The following is a 16,568-nucleotide window of genomic DNA, read 5'->3' as shown; positions in this document are numbered from 1 at the left end:
GTGGTACCTGCCGCCTGCATTTTTTCTCGCAGGCGGGCCGCAGGCGTCAGCCGACGCCTGGCCTTCCCTGCGCCCTCCGCATGAGAGGGCGAACCATATCAGCAAGCCCCGGGCGTGATTTCGCCGCGGGAACGCCGGATCATGTCATTTGCCTTTGCGCGCAGGCGGGTCTTACGATGCTGCGCGTGACCGAGCCCCTCGGCGGCTTGTTCTTTTGCATCGCACAACATGATGTCGGACGCCGCTTGTTGACTCCCGCGAAGATCGTTATAAAACATAACTATTCTGAACAGGACACAATCAAGCGATGGGAAACGCCGACACCGCCACGCCAGCGGGCGATCCGTCTCTGCTGCAGATCGAGCAGCAGGGCGCCGTCCTGACGATCGGGCTCAACCGCCCGGCCAAGCGCAATGCGCTGAATGACGGCATCATCCTCGCCATCGGCGATTGCTTCACCAGCCTGCCTGAAGACGTCCGCTGCGTCGTGATCCACGGCATCGGCGACAATTTCTCCTCCGGCCTCGATCTCTCCGAGCTGCGCGAGCGCGACGCGACCGAGGGTCTGGTGCATTCGCAGATGTGGCATCGCGTGTTCGACCGCATCCAGTACTGCCGCGTGCCGGTGATCGCCGCGCTGAAGGGCGCCGTCATCGGCGGCGGCCTCGAGCTCGCCTGCGCCGCGCATATCCGTGTCGCCGAGCCGTCGGCCTACTTCGCGCTGCCCGAGGGCCAGCGCGGCATCTTCGTCGGCGGCGGCGGCTCCGTCAGGTTGCCGCGCCTGATCGGCGTCGCCCGCATGATGGACATGATGCTGACCGGCCGGGTCTATTCGGCGACCGAAGGCTCGTCCTACGGCTTCGCGCAATATCTCGTCGAGGCCGGTGCCTCGATGACCAAGGCGATGGAGCTGGCGGCGAAGATCGCGAACAACGCGCCGCTGACGAATTTCGCGGTGCTGCAGGCGCTGCCGATGATCGCCGAGGCCAATCCGCAGACCGGCCTGCTGATGGAATCGCTGATGGCCACCGTCGCGCAGAGCGACAAGGAGGCCAAAAATCGCATCCGCGCCTTCCTCGATCACAAGACCGCAAAAGTGAAGCCGACGTGACATGACCGCACAAACAATAACAAGCACACAGGGAGGAACGGACAACACGGCGCGCAGCGCCAGTGTTCATCCGTTGCGCGCGATCTCGTTCAACGATCCGGCTGTCACGGTCGACCGCCGCGACGACGGCACCATCTATCTCCGTCCGAAGCAGCCGCTCGGCGACTATCCACCGCGGATCACCGACCGGCTGCATCACTTCGCCAAAGCCACGCCTGAGCGTGTGTTCATGGCCGAGCGCGTCGGCCCGGAGGGCTGGCGCGAGCTGACCTATGCCACGCTGCTGGCGGCGAGCCGGCACATCGCGTCGGGGCTGCTCGCGCGCGGGCTGTCGCCGGACCGGCCGGTGATGATCCTGTCGGGCAATTCGATCGACCATGCGCTGGTCGCGTTCGGCGCGCTCTATGCCGGCGTCCCGTTCTGCCCGGTGTCGCCAGCCTATTCGCTGGTGTCACGCGACTATGGCAAGCTCGCTTATCTGATGAAGCTGCTGACGCCGGGCCTCGTCTTCGTCGACGACGCCGACAAGTTCGCCGACGCGCTCGTCGCCAACGTGCCCGAGGGCACCGAGATCGTGGCGTCGTTCGGCTCGGTGCCGGGCCGCAAGATCACGATGCTCGCCGATCTGATCGCATCGCCGCTGTTCGGAGGCCTCGACGCCGCCCACGACAAGATCGGCCCCGACACGATCGCGAAGTTCCTGCTGACCTCGGGCTCGACCGGCAACCCGAAGGCCGTGATCAACACCCAGCGCATGATCTGCGCCAACCAGGTGATGATCCGCGAGACGCTCGCGTTCCTGAAGGACGAGCCGCCCGTCATCATCGACTGGCTGCCCTGGAATCACACCTTCGGCGGCAACCACAACATCGGGCTGACGCTGTTCAATGGCGGCTCGATGTATCTCGACCAGGGCAAGCCGGTGCCCGGCGGGATCGAGGAGACCGTGCGAAACCTGCGCGAGATCTCGCCGACGGTCTATTTCAACGTCCCCAAGGGCTACGAGTCGCTGCTGCCCTATTTCCGCGAGGACCCGGCGCTGCGGAAGTCCTTCTTCCAGCGGCTGCATGCGATGTTCTTCTCCGGCGCCGCGCTGGCGCCGCATGTCTGGAACGAGCTCGATGAGCTCTCGGTGGCCGAGACCGGCACTCGCGTGCCGATGCTGACGGGCCTCGGCTCGACCGAGACCGCACCGTTCTTCATGTCGGTCAATCCGCGCACCAGCCGCTCCGGCCATGTCGGCCTGCCGGTGTCGGGCAACGAGGCCAAGCTCGTGCCCAACAATGGCAAGATGGAGGTGCGGGCCAAGGGGCCGAACGTGACGCCGGGCTATTGGCGCCTGCCTGAGGTCTCGGCCGCGGCCTTCGATGACGAAGGCTACTACAAGATGGGCGACGCGCTGAAGCCCGTCGATCCCGACGACTTCAATGCCGGCTTCGACTTCGACGGCCGTGTCGCCGAGGACTTCAAGCTGGCGTCCGGCACCTGGGTCTCGGTCGGCCCGTTGCGGGCGCGCTTCGTCGCGGCCTGCGCGCCGCTGGCGCGCGACGTGATCATTGCCGGCATCAACCGCGACGAGATCGCTGCCATCGTCGTGCTCGATCCCGACGGCTGCCGGCTGATCAACGCGACCTTGCCGTTCGACGATCTCGCCGCCACAGCGGCCGATCCGCTGATCATCGAGGCCTTCCGTGAGCGCTTCGCAAAATTCCTGCAGACCGCGACCGGCTCGTCGACGCGCATCACGCGCGCCGTCCTGCTCGGCGTGCCGCTGTCGATCGACAAGGGCGAGGTCACCGACAAGGGATCGATCAACCAGCGCGCCGTGCTGGAGCACCGCAAGGACCTGATCGAACGTATCTACGCCGCGACGCCGGACGACGACATCATCATCGCCGGCTGATCGACGCATCCAAGGGAGAAACGACATGTTGTTGAAGGATCAGGCCGCCATCGTCACCGGCGGCGCTTCCGGCCTCGGGGCCGCCACCGCCCGCAAGCTCGCTGCCCAGGGCGCCAAGGTCGCCGTGTTCGATCTCAATGCCAAGCTGGCCGAGGAGGTCGCCGCCGAGATCAAGGGCGTGGCCGTGGTCTGCGACGTTTCCGATGCCGCCGGCGCGGAAGCCGGCGTCGCCAAGGCGGTCGAGGCGCTCGGCCAGCAGCCGCGCGTGCTGGTGAACTGCGCCGGCATCGGCGTCGCCAAGCGCGTCGTCGGCCGCGACGGTCCGATGCCGCTGGCCGATTTCGAGAAGGTCATCAAGGTCAACCTGATCGGCTCGTTCAACATGCTGCGTCTGGTCACCAACGGCATGACCAAGCTGGAGCCGCAGGCGACCGGCGAGCGTGGTGTCGTCATCAACACCGCCTCGGTCGCGGCCTATGACGGCCAGATCGGACAGTCCGCCTATTCGGCCTCGAAGGGCGGCATTGTCGGCATGACCCTGCCGATCGCGCGTGAGCTCGCACAGTTCGGCATCCGCGTGCTGACCATTGCGCCCGGCCTATTCCTGACGCCGCTGCTCGCCAACCTGCCGCAGGAGGCCCAGGACTCGCTCGCCGCCGCGATCCCGTTCCCTCGCCGCCTCGGTCACGCCGATGAGTTCGCCGCACTTGCGCTGCATATGGTCGAGAACGCCTATCTGAACGGCGAGGTCGTCCGCCTCGACGGCTCGCTGCGCATGGCGCCGAAGTGATTTTCCGTCATTGCGAGCAGCGTAGCGACGACGTATCCGCCGCAGCCCATCGGGCGAAGGCGGAAGCAATCCAGAGTCCCGACCCGGCCCTGGATTGCTTCGCTTCGCTCGCAATGACGGAGAGAGCCGTAGGGTGGGCAAAGCGCAGCGTGCCCACCGGCCCGGAAAATGGTGGGCACGGCGCGTCGTGCCTTTGCCCACCCTACCGACCGTTGTTGTTGGCGTAGCGAGGCTTAATCGATGTTCGTTCACCGCCGCGACGTGCAGATCCAGTGGGGCGACTGCGATCCCGCCAACATCGTCTACTATCCGCGCTATTTCGCGATGTTCGACGATGCGACCTCTGTCATGTTCGAGGCGGCCGGGTTTTCCAAGCAGGACATCGTCCGCCGCTACGGCCTGGTCGGGATCCCCATGGTCGACACCCGCGCCAAGTTCTACATCCCCTCCACCTATGGCGACTGGATCACGATCGAGAGCCGAATCGAGAGCATCAAGCGCTCGTCCTTCGACGTCACCCACAAGGTGTTCAAGGGTGAGGGGCTGGCCATCGAAGGGTTCGAGACACGGGTGCTGGTCGGGCGCGATCCGGCCGACCCGGACAAGCTGAAATCGGCGCCTTTCCCGGAGGAGATGCGAGCCAAGTTTCTCGGGGAATGAGGCGCGGAAATGGGTGCGACATGCGGCCGTCTTAAGGATGAATCGTCGTCGTGCTTTGGTCGACTGGTGAGAGGTGATCTTCTCGTGTTCAATGCTATGATCACGTTTGGACACGCATCGGCCAGCCGAGATGGAAGACGCCCCTGTCGGGGCGGGACTGCAAACAGGATCGGCGGATCACGAGCTGAACCGAAAAGATTGAGGGAGGATTTTATGAGGAAGGCCTATCTGGCGGCGGCTGGCGTCATTGCGATGCTGGCATCAGCGCCGGCGCTGGCGCAGACCAGCGAGATCACCATCGGCATCACCACGACCACGACGGGGCCGGGCGCGGCGCTCGGCATCCCCGAGCGCAATGCGCTCGAGTTCGTGCCGAAGGAGATCGGCGGCGTGCCGCTCAAGGTGATCGTGCTCGACGACGGCGGCGATCCGACCACGGCGACGACGAATGCGCGGCGCTTCGTGACGGAGTCGAAAGCCGACATCATCATGGGATCGGCGCTGACGCCGCCGACCATCGCGGTCTCCAACGTCGCCAATGAAGCCGGCATTCCGCATTTCGGCCTGGCGCCGTTCCCGGTCACGCCCGAGCGCACCAAATGGTCGGTGGTGATGCCGCAGCCGGTGCCGATCATGGGCAAGGTGCTGTACGAGCACATGAAGGCGCACAACATCAAGACCGTCGGCTACATCGGCTATTCCGACTCCTACGGCGATCTCTGGTTCAACGATCTGAAGAACCAGGCGGTGCCGATGGGCATCACGATTGCCGATGAGGAGCGGTTCGCGCGTCCCGATACTTCGGTCACCGGCCAGGTGCTGAAGCTGGTTGCCGCCAATCCGGACGCCATCCTGATCGGCGCTTCCGGCACCGCGGCGGCGCTGCCGCAGACCGAGTTGCGCGAACGCGGCTATCAGGGCCTGATCTATCAGACCCATGGCGCCGCGAGCATGGACTTCATCCGCATCGCCGGCAAGGCGGCGGAGGGTGTGATCATGGCGTCCGGTCCGGTGATGTCGCCGGAGACGCAGGACGACAGCGCGCTCACCAAGAAGCCGGGCATGGAGCTCAACAAGGCCTATGAGGGCAAATATGGCCCGAACAGCCGCAGCCAGTTCGCCGGCCACTCGTTCGACGCGTTCGAGATCCTCAAGCGCGTGATTCCGGTGGCGCTGAAGACCGCCAAGCCCGGCACGCCGGAGTTCCGCGAGGCCATCCGCCAGGCGCTGCTGACCGAGAAGGACCTGGCGGCCTCGCAGGGCGTCTACAACTTCACCGAAAAGGATCGCTCCGGCCTCGACGACCGCGCCCGCATCATCCTGACCGTGAAGGACGGAAAATACGTCCCGGCGAAGTGAGCTTGCGGGGACCATAGCTTCGATCAGGAAAGGCCGGCTCGGTGAGCCGGCCTTTCGGCCATCAGGACCATGACTTTTAGAGTTTTTGCCGGAAAGCCCGCCATGATCCCTGCGCCCACTGGAGCCACCCGGCTCCACATCATCATCGGCGATCCCATCGCTCAGGTGCGCGCGCCGGCCGGCGTCAGCCAGGCCTTTGCCGATCGCGGCAGCGATGCGATCCTGGTCGCGGTGCAAGTCGCGCCGGCTGATCTCGCCGACTTCCTGGCGACGATGACCCGCGTGAAGAATCTCGACGGCATCGTCGCGACCATTCCGCACAAATTCGCCTGCTATCGCGCCTGTGCAACCGCGACCGAGCGCGCGCGTTTCATCGGCGCCGTCAATCTGATGCGCCGCAGCCCGGACGGCGGCTGGCATGGCGACATGGTCGACGGTCTCGGCTTTGTCGGTGCTGCGAGGGCAAAAGGCTTCGAGCCCGCCGGTGTGCGCGCGCTGCAGGTCGGCGCGGGTGGTGCCGGCTCGGCGATTGCCCTTGCATTGATCGATTCGGGCGTGCGCGAACTCGCCATTCACGACAGCGATCCAGGTCGTCGTGACGCGCTGATCGCGCGCCTCAATGAACGGGGTAGGGGCCGCGCGCTCGTCGGCAGCACCGATGCCGGTGGCTTCGACATGGTCGCGAATGCGACGCCTGCGGGCATGCAGCCCGGCGATCCCTTGCCCGTCGATATCGCGACGATCAACTCGTCAGCCTATTGCGGCTGCGTGATCACGCGGCCGGAGGTGTCGCCGTTCATCGCCGCCGCACGCGAGCGCGGTTGCCTGACGGCGACCGGGACGGACATGTACCGGGCGCTGGAGCGTGTGATGGTCGATTTCCTGCTGTCGAAGGAGGCGCCCTCCTGAAGCAGCGCCTCACCCCATCGACATCAGGCTCAGCTCGCGGCCGTCTCGGCAAAGCCGAGATAGCTCGCCGCCACGCGCTCGTCGGTGGCGATCTCGCTGGCCTTGCCGTTGAGCACGAACTCGCCCAGCTCCATGACATAGGCGCGATCGGCGACGTTCAGCGCGGCCTTGGCGTTCTGCTCGACCAGCAGCACCGAGACGCCTTCCTGGCGCAGCTTGGCGACGATCTCGAAGATGCCGGCGACGATGATCGGCGCCAGACCGAGGCTCGGCTCGTCCAGCATCAGCATCTTCGGCGCGCCCATCAGCGCGCGGCCCATCGCCAGCATCTGCTGCTCGCCGCCGGAGAGCGTGCCGGCGAGCTGCTTGCGCCGTTCCTTCAGCTTCGGAAACAGCGTGTAGACGTGCTCGAAGCCGCGTGCGGCGTGCGCCTTCGACATTCTGAAAGCGCCGAGCTGCAGATTATCCTCGACGTTCATGGTGGCGAACAGCTCGCGATGCTCCGGCACCAGGCACAGACCGCGCGCGACGCGGTCCTCGATCTCCAGCCGGGCCATGTCCTCGCCGAGGAACGCGACGCGGCCCTTCAGCGGAAACACGCCCATGATGGCACTGAGCAGCGTGGTCTTGCCGGCGCCGTTGGCGCCGATGATGGTGACGATCTCGTTCTCGGCGACGGTGAGCGAGACCGAGCGGACCGCCTCGACCTTGCCGTAGGAGACGTGGGCGTCGGTGACTTCCAGCAGCGTGCTCATGCGGTGGCTCCGAGATACGCCTTGATGACCTCGGGATTGGTCTTGATCGCGGCTGGTGTGCCCTCGGCGATCTTGGTGCCGAAATCGAGCACCACGATGCGGTCGGCGAGGTCCATGACAAATCCCATGTCGTGTTCGACCAGCAGCACCGACATGCCGCCGGCGCGGAGGTCGCGCAGCAGCGCGCCGAGGCGCTGCTTCTCCATGTGGCGCAGGCCCGCGGCCGGTTCGTCGAGCAAGAGCAGCATCGGATCGACGCACAGCGCGCGGGCGATCTCGACGATGCGCTGCTGGCCCAGCGACAACGAGCCGGCGAGCTGGTGCATCTGGTCGCCGAGCCCGACGCGCTCGATCTGGCGCGCGGCCTCGGCGAGCAGCTTGGCTTCGTCGCCGCGGTCGAGCCGGAACATGCTGGAGAGCGCGCCGGAGTGGCCGCGCAGATGCGCGCCGATCGCGACGTTCTCCAGCACCGTCATGTCCGGCACCAGCTTGACGTGCTGGAAGGTGCGGGAAATGCCGAGCTTGACGACGTCCTGCGGCGGGGCGTTGCCGACGGCCTTGCCGAGCACCGCGATGTTGCCGGAGGTCGGCGGCAGCACGCCGGTGATCAGGTTGAAGGTCGTGCTCTTGCCGGCGCCGTTGGGACCGATCAGCGCCACGATTTCGCGGGCCTGGACGTCGAACGAGACGTTGTTGACCGCGACCACGCCGCCGAACTGCTTGCGCGCGTTGTCGACCTGCAACAGTACGTTTGGAGTCGTCGCAGATCGCTCCCGCGCCGGCAGCTTGACCGACGTGTCCGGCTGCTTGGCAACAGGCTTGAACGGCAGCCGCGCCGTCAGCCACGGCCACAGGCCGGTCGGGGCGAGCTGGAGAAGCGTGACGAGGAGGATGCCGAACACGATGGTTTCGAGCTGGCCCTCGCCATGCAGCAGCAGCGGGAGGTAGCTCTGCAGCACCTCCTTCAGGATCACGACGATCGCCGCGCCGAGCACGCCGCCCCAGACATAGCCGGCGCCGCCGACGACGGCCACGAACAGATATTCGATGCCGGCCTGGGCGCCGAACGGCGTCGGGTTCACCGCGCGGGTGAAGTGCGCATAGAGCCAGCCCGAGAGGCCGGCCAGGACGGCCGCGTAGATGAACACCAGGAGCTTGGCGCGAGGCGCGTAGACGCCGAACGCTTCCGCTGCGATGTGACCCCGGCGCAGCGCGCGGATGGCGCGGCCGGTGCGGGAGTCCAGCAGGTTCATCGTCAGCAGCGCGGAGATCAGCACGGCAGCCCAGATCGCGAAATAGATCGTGCCGGGATCGAGCATCTTGAGGCTGCCGATCGACAGTGGCGGGATGCCGGAAATGCCGTCATTGCGGCCCAGGAACGCGAGCTTGCTGAACAGATAGAACAGGCCGAGGCCCCAGGCGAGCGTGCCGAGCGGCAGATAGTGGCCGGACAGCCTGACGGTGACGAGGCCGAGCAGAACGGCGGCGAGGCCGGACACCAGCAGCGACAGCGGCAGGGTCAGCCACGGCGATACGCCGTAATTGGCAGACAGCACCGCAGTCGTGTAGGCGCCGAAGCCGACAAAGGCGGCCTGGCCGAACGAGGTCAGACCGCCGACGCCGGTCAGCAGCACCAGCCCCATCGCGACCAGCGCGGAGAGGCCGATATTGTCGAGCAGCACGATCCAGAACGGCGGCATGCCCGGGATGAACGGGATCGCCGCGACAATGACGGCAAAGACGATGAGAGGCCAACGCTCGCGCACGACTCAATCCTTATCTTCTTCGACCGCGGGCGCGGCGAGCGAACGCAGCAGCAGAACCGGGATCAGCAGCGTGAAGACGATCACTTCCTTGAAGTTCGAGGCGTAGAACGAGGAGAACGCCTCGACGATGCCGACGACGAGTGCGGCGACCGCGGTCAGGGGATAGCTGATCAGGCCGCCGATGATCGCGGCGATGAAGCCTTTGAGGCCGATCAGGAAGCCGGTGTCGTAATAGAGCGTCGTGATCGGGACGATCAGGATGCCCGAGAGCGCGCCGATGGTGGAGGCCAGGAGGAACGCGATCTGGCCGGAGAGCGTGGTGCGGATGCCGACGAGGCGGGCGCCGAGCCGGTTGACGGCGGTGGCGCGCAGCGCCTTGCCGTAAAGGGTCAGGCCGAAGAACAGCCAGAGGCCGACGATGAAGGCGACGGTGATGCCGTAGACCGCCATGCCCTGGCCGGTGAAGCGCAGCGAGCCGAGCGTGGCGCTGGCCGTGAGCAGCGTCGGGCCGCGCTGGCCCTCGGCGCCGAAGAACAGCAGGCCAAGGCCCTGCAGCGCCAGATGCACGCCGACCGAGGCGATCAGCAGCACCAGCACCGAGGTGTGGGCGAGCGGCTGGAACACGATCCGATACAACGACAGGCCGATGCTGGCGACGATCAGCAGCGACAGTACGAGGCTGACGCCGGCCGGCATGCGCTGATCGGCGGCCCACATCGTGGCGAGCATGACGACCACCGGGAAGGCGACGTTGAGGCCGAAGGTGCGAAGGATCTTCGGCATGTGCAGCGTCTTGCGCATCGCATAGAGGTCGAAGGCAAAGGCCACCAGGCCGATCACGACGGCAAGCTTCGCGGTCCCCGGCGTGCGGCCGGCCGCGAGCGAGGCATAGGTGAGGGCGCCGTAGGTGACGAATTCGCCCTGCGGGATCAGGATCACCCGGGTGACGGCAAACACCAGCACGAGCGCCAGCCCGAGCAGCGCGTAGATCGCGCCATTGGTAATGCCGTCCTGCAACAGGAACAGCAAGATCGTTGTGTTCAAGACAGGACGCTCCCCCTCTGTGGTGACCGGGCGCGGCCGGCGCCCTGCGCCATCCACCGGTCTTGGGCAGTTGAATTCGGCTGCCCGTGTTTGATATAGTGGATAACAATTATCGATTATAATCTCAAGGCCGCTGTTCCGGCTGCGGCATTCGGGACCGGGGATGGAAGCCACTGTGATGAATTCGGCGGATCGTGATGGCCGATAGCGCCAAGCCCGTCGGCAAGAGGGAAGGCCGGAAGGAAGCTGCCGTAGCCGTCGAGGAGACGCAAGCGGTCCAGCTCGGCGAGCTGTCGGATCTGCTTGGCTATGTGCTGAAACGGGCGCAGTTGAAGGTGTTCGAGGACTTCCTGCGCTGCGTCGCGCCGCTGCAACTGACGCCGGCCCAGTTCTCGGTGCTGCTGCTGCTCGACGCCAATCCGGGCCGGAACCAGACCGAGATCGCCAACACCCTGGGCATCCTGCGGCCCAACTTCGTGTCCTTGCTGGACAGCCTCGAGAGCCGCGACCTGTGTGCGCGGGTGCGTTCGGCGAACGACCGGCGCTCGCACATCCTGATGCTGACCGAGAAGGGCCGCGCCGTGCTGGCACGCGCCAAGAAGCTGGTGGTGTCGAAGCACGAGGCGCGGCTCAACGAGCTGCTCGGCCCGGATGGGCGCGAGGCGCTGCTGGCGATGCTGACCAAGATCGCAGAGGAGTTCTGAAGGACGCAGTCGCGCCCCTCAATCGACCAGGATGACCCTGACGTCGTTGACGTTGGTGAGCGTCGGTCCCGTCTGCAGCAGGCCACCGGTCGCGGCGAAAAATGCGGTGGCGTCGTTGTTGGCGAGATAGGCCTGCGGATCCAGCCCCTGCGCCCGCATCGCGGCGATGACCTCGGCGTCGACAAGCGCGCCGGCCGGATCGGAGGCGCTGCCACCGCCGCCATCGGCGCCGTCGGTGTCGCCGGCGAGCGCCGCGACGCCCTCCATGTCCTTGAGCAGGTCGGCGAGCGCGAGCGCATATTCCTGGTTCGGGCCGCCGCGGCCCTGGCCGCGCACCGTCACGGTGAGCTCGCCACCGGAGATGATCGCCATGCGGCGGCCGAGCGCGCGGGCCTCCCGCGCCAGCTTGGCGTGATCGGTCGCGACCTCGCGCGCCTCACCTTCGAGGTCGGCGCCGAGATCGAGCACGTCGTAGCCGGCGGCCTTGACACTGGCCATGGCGGCTTTGAGCGAGCTCGCGGGACGCGCGATCAGCTCGAACGAGGCGCGGGCAAAGGCGGCATCGCCGGGCTTGCAGCTCTCGTTGGCAGCATCATCGAGCGCCCGGGCGATGGCCGGGTCGACCTCGAGCTTGTACTTCGCAACGATCGCGCGGGCATCGGCCAGCGTGGTCGGATCCGGCACCGTCGGCCCCGATGCGATGGCCGAGGGATCGTCATGCGGCACGTCGGAGATCGCCAGCGTCACGATCTCGGCCTTCTGCCCGGCCCGCGCCAGGCGTCCGCCCTTGATGCGCGACAGATGCTTTCGCACCGTGTTCATCTCGCCGATCGGCGCACCCGAGCGCAGCAGCGCACGGGTCAGCTGCTGCTTCTGCGCGAAGCTCACGCCATGGGCCGGCGCAATCCAGTTGGCGGAGCCGCCGCCGGAGATCAGCACCAGCATCAGGTCGTCGGCTTCGGCCGTCGCCGCCAGCTGCAACGTGTCGTCTGCCGCTTTCAGCCCGGCCTCGTCCGGCATCGGGTGGCCGGCTTCGATCACCTTGACCCGCCGGGTCGGCACGCCATGACCGTGACGGGTGGTCGCAATTCCGGTCAGCCTCGCCGGATCGAACCCGAGCGTGTCCAGGTAATGCCGCTCGGCGGCCACCGCCATGGCCGCGGCGCCCTTGCCTGCGGCGAGGCAGATGATCCGCCCCCGGGGTGCCACCGGCAGATGCGCCGGAAGCACCACGTTGGGATGCGCCGCGGCGACCGCGGCATCGAAAATGGCGCGCAACAGCGGACGGCGGCCGGTCATGCGGCGCCGCCCGTCTGACGTGCAGGGCCTATTTCAGCTCGCCGCTCATCACGTCGCCGAACAGCTGCCAGCGCTCGCCCTTGAACTGCATCAGCTGCAGTTGCTCGATCGGCTGGAAATCGTCGGGACCCGTGGTCAGCGTGATGCCGGGCAGCAGCCCGCCTTGCGCAAACTGCTTCAGGCTTGCCGCCTGCTTCATGACATTTGCGCGGGTCAGTTCGTCGCCGCATCGCTTCAGCACCTCGACCATCGTGGTGGCGATGTTGTAGCCGGTCAGCGCCGACGAATCCACGGGGTTGATTTCCGGCAGATATTTGGCGAGCAGCTCCCTGAACGCGCCGAGGCCCGGGTCGTTGGTCCATTGCGGATCGGACGCGTCCTTGGCATAGGCCGCCGAGATCACCCCTTGCGAGTTCTCGACGCCGGCCGGGCGCATCACGGCCGCGGTGGAGGCACTGACGTTCGAGATGATGGTCAGCGGCTTCCAGTTCATCTCGCCGAGCTTCTTGATCGCCTGGGCTCCGGACTTCGGCGTGGTGAACAGCACGACGATGTCGGGGTTGGCCGACTTCATCTTGACGATGTGCGATTCAACCGTGGGTTCGGCGATCTCGTAGCTCTCTTCCAGCACCAGGCGCGACGCATCACCGAGCCCGTCCTTGAGGCCCTTCAGGTAGTCCTTGCCCATGTCGTCGTTCTGGTAGAGCACGGCGATCTTGCCGGCGGGCTGCTGCGCGGTGAGATACTTCGCGTAGATGCGCGCCTCGGACTGGTAGCTCGGCAGCCAGCCCATGGTCCATGGAAATGTCTTGGGCTCATTCCACTTGGTGGCGCCGGTCGCGACGAACAGCTGCGGCACCTTCTTGGAGTTGAGATATTTCTGGATCGCTGTATTGGGCGCGGTTCCGAGCACGCCGAACAGGAACAGCACCTCGTCGCTCTCGACCAGCTTGCGCGCCTGCTCGACCGTCTTCGGCGGCGAATAGGCGTCGTCATAGGAGATGAAGTTGATCTTGCGGCCGTTGATGCCGCCGTCGTCATTGACCTTCTTGAACACGGCCGTCATCGCCTTGCCGACCGAGCCATAGGCCGACGCCGGGCCGCTATAGGGCACGATATTGCCGATCTTGATCTCGGTGTCGCTCGCGCCGGTGTCGTATTTCTTGTCGGCATGGGCGCTGCCGGCAACTGCGCCGGCCAGGGCGAGACCGAGCATGCTGGAGACGGTGCGGCGGGTGAGGGCAGTGGTCACGTGGGGACTCCTTCTCGGCCTTGGAGCTTGGCCTTGTTGTTGGATCCGCCCGCAAGGCGGGCGACTCGTTTCACTCCGGACGAGTCCCCATAGCGCAGCCGCGCGCTCGGCGTAACCGCCGCCGCTGCATGACCGCCTCTCTTTCAACTCCTAGCTTAAGAAATTCTTGGCAAAGACAGCAAAGATGCTTGGAGAGAGCGCCGCCTGCGGCGGGAGGCCGCAGGAGGCGGTTTCAACTGCGTTCCGTCGTTAGCCGCCGACGTCGGCGGAGATCACGTCGCCGAACAGCTCCCACTTCTCGCCCTTGAAGCGCATCAGCTGCAACTGGCTGACGGGTGCGAAGTCGGTCGCCGAGGTGTTGATCGTGATGCCAGGCAGCAGCATCTCGGTGCGGAAGTTGCGCAGGGATGCGGCCTGCTTCATGACGTTCTCGCGGGTGAGGTTGTCGCCGCACTGCTTCAGCACTTGGACCAGCGTCTGCGCGACGCTGTAGCCGACGACCGTTCCGCCGTCGAGCTTGTCGCCATCGGGAAAATCCTTGGACATGAAGTCGAGGAATTGCTTCATCCCGGCATCGTCCTTCCATTGCGGATCGGAGACGTCCTTCAGATAGGCCGCCGAGATGATGTCCTGCGAATTCTCATAGCCAGCTGGCTTCAGGACGCTGCCGACGGAGGCGGAGACGTTGTTGAGGATATGCAGCGTCTTCCAGTCGATCTCCTTGACCTTCTTGATTGCCTGCGCCGCAAATTTCGGCGTGGTGATGTTCACGAATACGTCGGCGCCCGTGGACTTGAGTTTGACAATGTGATTGTCGATCGAGGGTTCGGCGGTCTCGTAGCTCTCCTCCATGACGATCATTGAGGCGGCCTTGGCGCCAAGCCCGTCCTTCAGCCCTTTCAGATAGTCCTTGCCGTAATCATCGTTCTGATACAGCACAGCGATCTTGGCGTCCGGCTTTTCCTTCAGCAGATATTTTGCGTAGATTCGGGATTCGCTCTGGTAGTTTGGCTGCCAGCCCATGGTCCAGGGGAAATCCTTCGGGTCGTTCCACTTGGTGGCGCCGGTGGCGACGAACAGCTGCGGGACCTTCTTCGAGTTCATGTATTTGTGGATTGCCGAGTTCGGCGGCGTGCCCAGCGAATTGAAGATGAACAGCACCTCATCGCTCTCGACCAGCTTGCGTGCCTGTTCGACCGTCTTTGGCGGCGAATAGGCGTCGTCATAAGAGATGAAGTTGATCTTGCGACCGTTGATGCCTCCCTCGGCGTTGATCTTCTTGAAGTAGGCCGCTTCCGTCTTGCCGATGATGCCGTAGGCCGAGGCCGGCCCGCTATAGGGCATGATGTTGCCGATCCTGATCTCGGTGTCGGAGGCGCCGGTGTCGTACTTCTTGTCGGCGGCGATTGCGGAGCTCGAGGCGAGGACGATGGCGGCGGCCGAGGCGAGGGCGGCCCTTCGCGTGATCATCATGGTGCGTTTCTCCCGTGTTGGTTTGGTTGACGTGTCGCGGCCGCCTTGATGGAGGCTCTTGTTATGCCCGGAACTATAGCAGAGCTGCACCGGGGTGGTTGCGACATCACGGCACGGTCCGTGTTTTCGCGGTGCCTGGGCGGTCCATGTCATGTGCAACTGCGAGAGATCGGCGCAATCTCCGCGAGTGAGTGCTCTGCAAGAACAGCCTGAGATAAATGGCTCGATGCCGATCCAGATATGAAAAAGCCCTCCGCGCCGATAGCGCGGAGGGCCAGTGGAGATCGGCACCGCTTTCTGCGGCGATGCGCGATTACTCGATGGCGCCGCTGATCGCCTCGCCGAACAGCTCCCACTTCTCGCCTTTGAACCGCATCATCTGCAATTGCTCGATCGGCGCGAAGTCGGTGGCCGAGGTGTTGATCTTGACGCCCGGCAGCAGCGTGTCGGGCGCGAAGTCCTTCAGGCTCGCGGCCTGCTTCATCACATTGGCGCGGGTGAGGTCGTCACCGCACATCTGCAGCACCTTCACCAGCGTCTGCGCGGCGCCGTAGCCATAGACCGTCGAGCTGTCGAGCTTGTTGGCGTCGGGATAGTGCTGCGCGAGGAAGTCGAAGAACTTCTTCATGCCGGGATCATCGTTCCACTGCGGATCCGCAGCATCCTTGGCATAGGCGGCCGAAAGAATCCCTTGCGAGTTCTCGAAGCCGGCCGGCTTGATCACACTGCCGACGGAGGCCGACACGTTGACGACGAGATGGGTCGGATGCCAGTCGATCTCGGCGAGCTTCTTGATCGCCTGTGCAGCGAATTTGGGCGTCGTGACGCTAAAGAACACGTCGGCGCCCGAGGCCTTGAGCTTGACGATGTGGCCGTCGATCGAGGGCTCTGAGGTCTCGTAGCTCTCTTCCATGACGATCATGGACGCGGCCTTGTCGCCCAGGCCGTCCTTGAGGCCCTTGAGATAGTCCTTGCCGAAATCGTCGTTCTGGAACAGCACCCCGATCTTGGCGCCGGGCTTGTCCTTGAGCAGGTACTTCGCGTAGATGCGGCCCTCGCTCTGGTAGCTCGGCTGCCAGCCCATGGTCCACGGGAAGTTCTTCGGGTCGTTCCACTTGGTGGCGCCGGTGGCGACGAACAGCTGCGGGATCTTCTTGCCGTTGAGATATTTTTGGATCGCCGAGTTCGACGGCGTGCCGAGCGGATTGAAGACGAACAACACCTCGTCGCTCTCGACCAGCTTGCGCACCTGCTCGACCGCCTTGGGCGGCGAATAGGCGTCGTCATAGCTGACGAAGTTGATCTTGCGGCCGTTGATGCCGCCCTCGGCGTTGATCTTCTTGAAATACGCCTCCTCGGTCTTTCCGATCACGCCGTAGGCGGACGCGGGGCCGCTATAGGGCATGATGTTGCCGATCTTGATCTCGGTGTCGGAGGCGCCGGTGTCGTATTTCTTCTGGGCGAGTGCTCCGCCCGAGGTGAGGGCGATGACCGCCGTCGCGAGCGCGGCGATTCGTAGTTGCTGAACGAGCTGCAAGAGTTC

14 protein-coding genes are annotated in these 16,568 nt (G+C 65.3%); 7 read left to right on the top strand and 7 right to left on the bottom strand.

Going from position 1 to position 16,568, the window contains the following annotated elements; all coding sequences use genetic code 11:
- Window positions 1–307 precede the first annotated feature (307 nt).
- The 6 genes from QX121_RS26535 (at window position 308) to QX121_RS26510 (ending at window position 6,732) form a co-directional block, all read left to right on the top strand.
- Window positions 308–1,111 (top strand): crotonase/enoyl-CoA hydratase family protein, encoded by an 804-nt coding sequence (locus QX121_RS26535; RefSeq protein WP_315772634.1) that lies wholly within the window; start codon window positions 308–310, stop codon window positions 1,109–1,111.
- Between the two features lies 1 nt (window position 1,112).
- Complete coding sequence (locus QX121_RS26530) at window positions 1,113–3,014, top strand: feruloyl-CoA synthase (protein ID WP_315813436.1); 1,902 nt, start codon at window positions 1,113–1,115, stop codon at window positions 3,012–3,014.
- A 25-nt stretch (window positions 3,015–3,039) separates the two neighbouring features.
- Window positions 3,040–3,804, top strand: a complete 765-nt coding sequence (locus QX121_RS26525) for an SDR family NAD(P)-dependent oxidoreductase (RefSeq protein ID WP_315783751.1) — start codon at window positions 3,040–3,042, stop codon at window positions 3,802–3,804.
- A gap of 240 nt (window positions 3,805–4,044) precedes the next feature.
- Complete coding sequence (locus tag QX121_RS26520; RefSeq protein WP_315813435.1) at window positions 4,045–4,464, top strand: thioesterase family protein; 420 nt, start codon at window positions 4,045–4,047, stop codon at window positions 4,462–4,464.
- A gap of 213 nt (window positions 4,465–4,677) precedes the next feature.
- Window positions 4,678–5,823 (top strand): ABC transporter substrate-binding protein, encoded by a 1,146-nt coding sequence (locus QX121_RS26515; RefSeq protein ID WP_315813434.1) that lies wholly within the window; start codon window positions 4,678–4,680, stop codon window positions 5,821–5,823.
- A 102-nt stretch (window positions 5,824–5,925) separates the two neighbouring features.
- Window positions 5,926–6,732 (top strand): shikimate dehydrogenase, encoded by an 807-nt coding sequence (locus tag QX121_RS26510; RefSeq protein ID WP_315813433.1) that lies wholly within the window; start codon window positions 5,926–5,928, stop codon window positions 6,730–6,732.
- 29 nt (window positions 6,733–6,761) lie between these two features.
- Here QX121_RS26510 and QX121_RS26505 read toward each other — a convergent pair whose 3' ends face one another.
- Genes QX121_RS26505 through QX121_RS26495 form a run of 3 tightly spaced genes read right to left on the bottom strand, consistent with a single transcriptional unit; the run spans window position 6,762 to window position 10,297 of the window.
- Window positions 6,762–7,487, bottom strand: coding sequence for an ABC transporter ATP-binding protein (locus QX121_RS26505; protein ID WP_315734720.1), 726 nt, complete (start codon window positions 7,485–7,487; stop codon window positions 6,762–6,764).
- On the bottom strand, window positions 7,484–9,253 hold the full coding sequence (locus QX121_RS26500; RefSeq protein WP_315753525.1) for a branched-chain amino acid ABC transporter ATP-binding protein/permease: 1,770 nt from the start codon (window positions 9,251–9,253) through the stop codon (window positions 7,484–7,486). Before QX121_RS26500 ends, QX121_RS26505 begins: the two co-directional genes overlap by 4 nt.
- Window positions 9,254–9,256: 3 nt before the next feature.
- Entirely contained in the window at window positions 9,257–10,297 is a 1,041-nt protein-coding gene (locus tag QX121_RS26495) for a branched-chain amino acid ABC transporter permease (protein WP_315813432.1), read from the bottom strand.
- Window positions 10,298–10,494: 197 nt separating this feature from the next.
- On the opposite strand from QX121_RS26495, the gene QX121_RS26490 reads away from it, so the two are divergent.
- Window positions 10,495–11,001, top strand: coding sequence for a MarR family winged helix-turn-helix transcriptional regulator (locus tag QX121_RS26490; protein WP_315734713.1), 507 nt, complete (start codon window positions 10,495–10,497; stop codon window positions 10,999–11,001).
- An 18-nt stretch (window positions 11,002–11,019) separates the two neighbouring features.
- Here QX121_RS26490 and QX121_RS26485 read toward each other — a convergent pair whose 3' ends face one another.
- The 4 genes from QX121_RS26485 to QX121_RS26470 form a co-directional block, all read right to left on the bottom strand.
- Window positions 11,020–12,300 carry a glycerate kinase gene (locus QX121_RS26485; RefSeq protein ID WP_315813431.1) on the bottom strand — a complete coding sequence of 427 codons (1,281 nt, stop codon included), beginning with the start codon at window positions 12,298–12,300 and terminating at the stop codon, window positions 11,020–11,022.
- Window positions 12,301–12,328: 28 nt separating this feature from the next.
- Complete coding sequence (locus tag QX121_RS26480) at window positions 12,329–13,552, bottom strand: ABC transporter substrate-binding protein (RefSeq protein WP_315813430.1); 1,224 nt, start codon at window positions 13,550–13,552, stop codon at window positions 12,329–12,331.
- A gap of 249 nt (window positions 13,553–13,801) precedes the next feature.
- Window positions 13,802–15,025 carry an ABC transporter substrate-binding protein gene (locus tag QX121_RS26475; RefSeq protein WP_315813429.1) on the bottom strand — a complete coding sequence of 408 codons (1,224 nt, stop codon included), beginning with the start codon at window positions 15,023–15,025 and terminating at the stop codon, window positions 13,802–13,804.
- Window positions 15,026–15,338: 313 nt separating this feature from the next.
- Window positions 15,339–16,562, bottom strand: coding sequence for an ABC transporter substrate-binding protein (locus QX121_RS26470; protein WP_315775507.1), 1,224 nt, complete (start codon window positions 16,560–16,562; stop codon window positions 15,339–15,341).
- Window positions 16,563–16,568 lie beyond the last annotated feature (6 nt).

Origin of the sequence: Bradyrhizobium sp. SZCCHNR2028 (assembly GCF_032380995.1) — a bacterium.
Lineage (GTDB): Bacteria > Pseudomonadota > Alphaproteobacteria > Rhizobiales > Xanthobacteraceae > Bradyrhizobium.
Note: the sequence above shows the minus strand (reverse complement) of the source record. Positions and strands in the feature narration are given on the sequence as shown.

Excerpts from the sequence above, each read along its gene's own strand:
- QX121_RS26535 (WP_315772634.1), top strand. The coding sequence starts at position 308 with ATGGGAAACGCCGACACCGCCACGCCAGCGGGCGATCCGTCTCTGCTG.
- QX121_RS26530 (WP_315813436.1), top strand. The coding sequence starts at position 1,113 with ATGACCGCACAAACAATAACAAGCACACAGGGAGGAACGGACAACACG.
- QX121_RS26525 (WP_315783751.1), top strand. The coding sequence starts at position 3,040 with ATGTTGTTGAAGGATCAGGCCGCCATCGTCACCGGCGGCGCTTCCGGC.
- QX121_RS26520 (WP_315813435.1), top strand. The coding sequence starts at position 4,045 with ATGTTCGTTCACCGCCGCGACGTGCAGATCCAGTGGGGCGACTGCGAT.
- QX121_RS26515 (WP_315813434.1), top strand. The coding sequence starts at position 4,678 with ATGAGGAAGGCCTATCTGGCGGCGGCTGGCGTCATTGCGATGCTGGCA.
- QX121_RS26510 (WP_315813433.1), top strand. The coding sequence starts at position 5,926 with ATGATCCCTGCGCCCACTGGAGCCACCCGGCTCCACATCATCATCGGC.
- QX121_RS26505 (WP_315734720.1), bottom strand. The coding sequence starts at position 7,487 with ATGAGCACGCTGCTGGAAGTCACCGACGCCCACGTCTCCTACGGCAAG.
- QX121_RS26490 (WP_315734713.1), top strand. The coding sequence starts at position 10,495 with ATGGCCGATAGCGCCAAGCCCGTCGGCAAGAGGGAAGGCCGGAAGGAA.
- QX121_RS26485 (WP_315813431.1), bottom strand. The coding sequence starts at position 12,300 with ATGACCGGCCGCCGTCCGCTGTTGCGCGCCATTTTCGATGCCGCGGTC.
- QX121_RS26475 (WP_315813429.1), bottom strand. The coding sequence starts at position 15,025 with ATGATGATCACGCGAAGGGCCGCCCTCGCCTCGGCCGCCGCCATCGTC.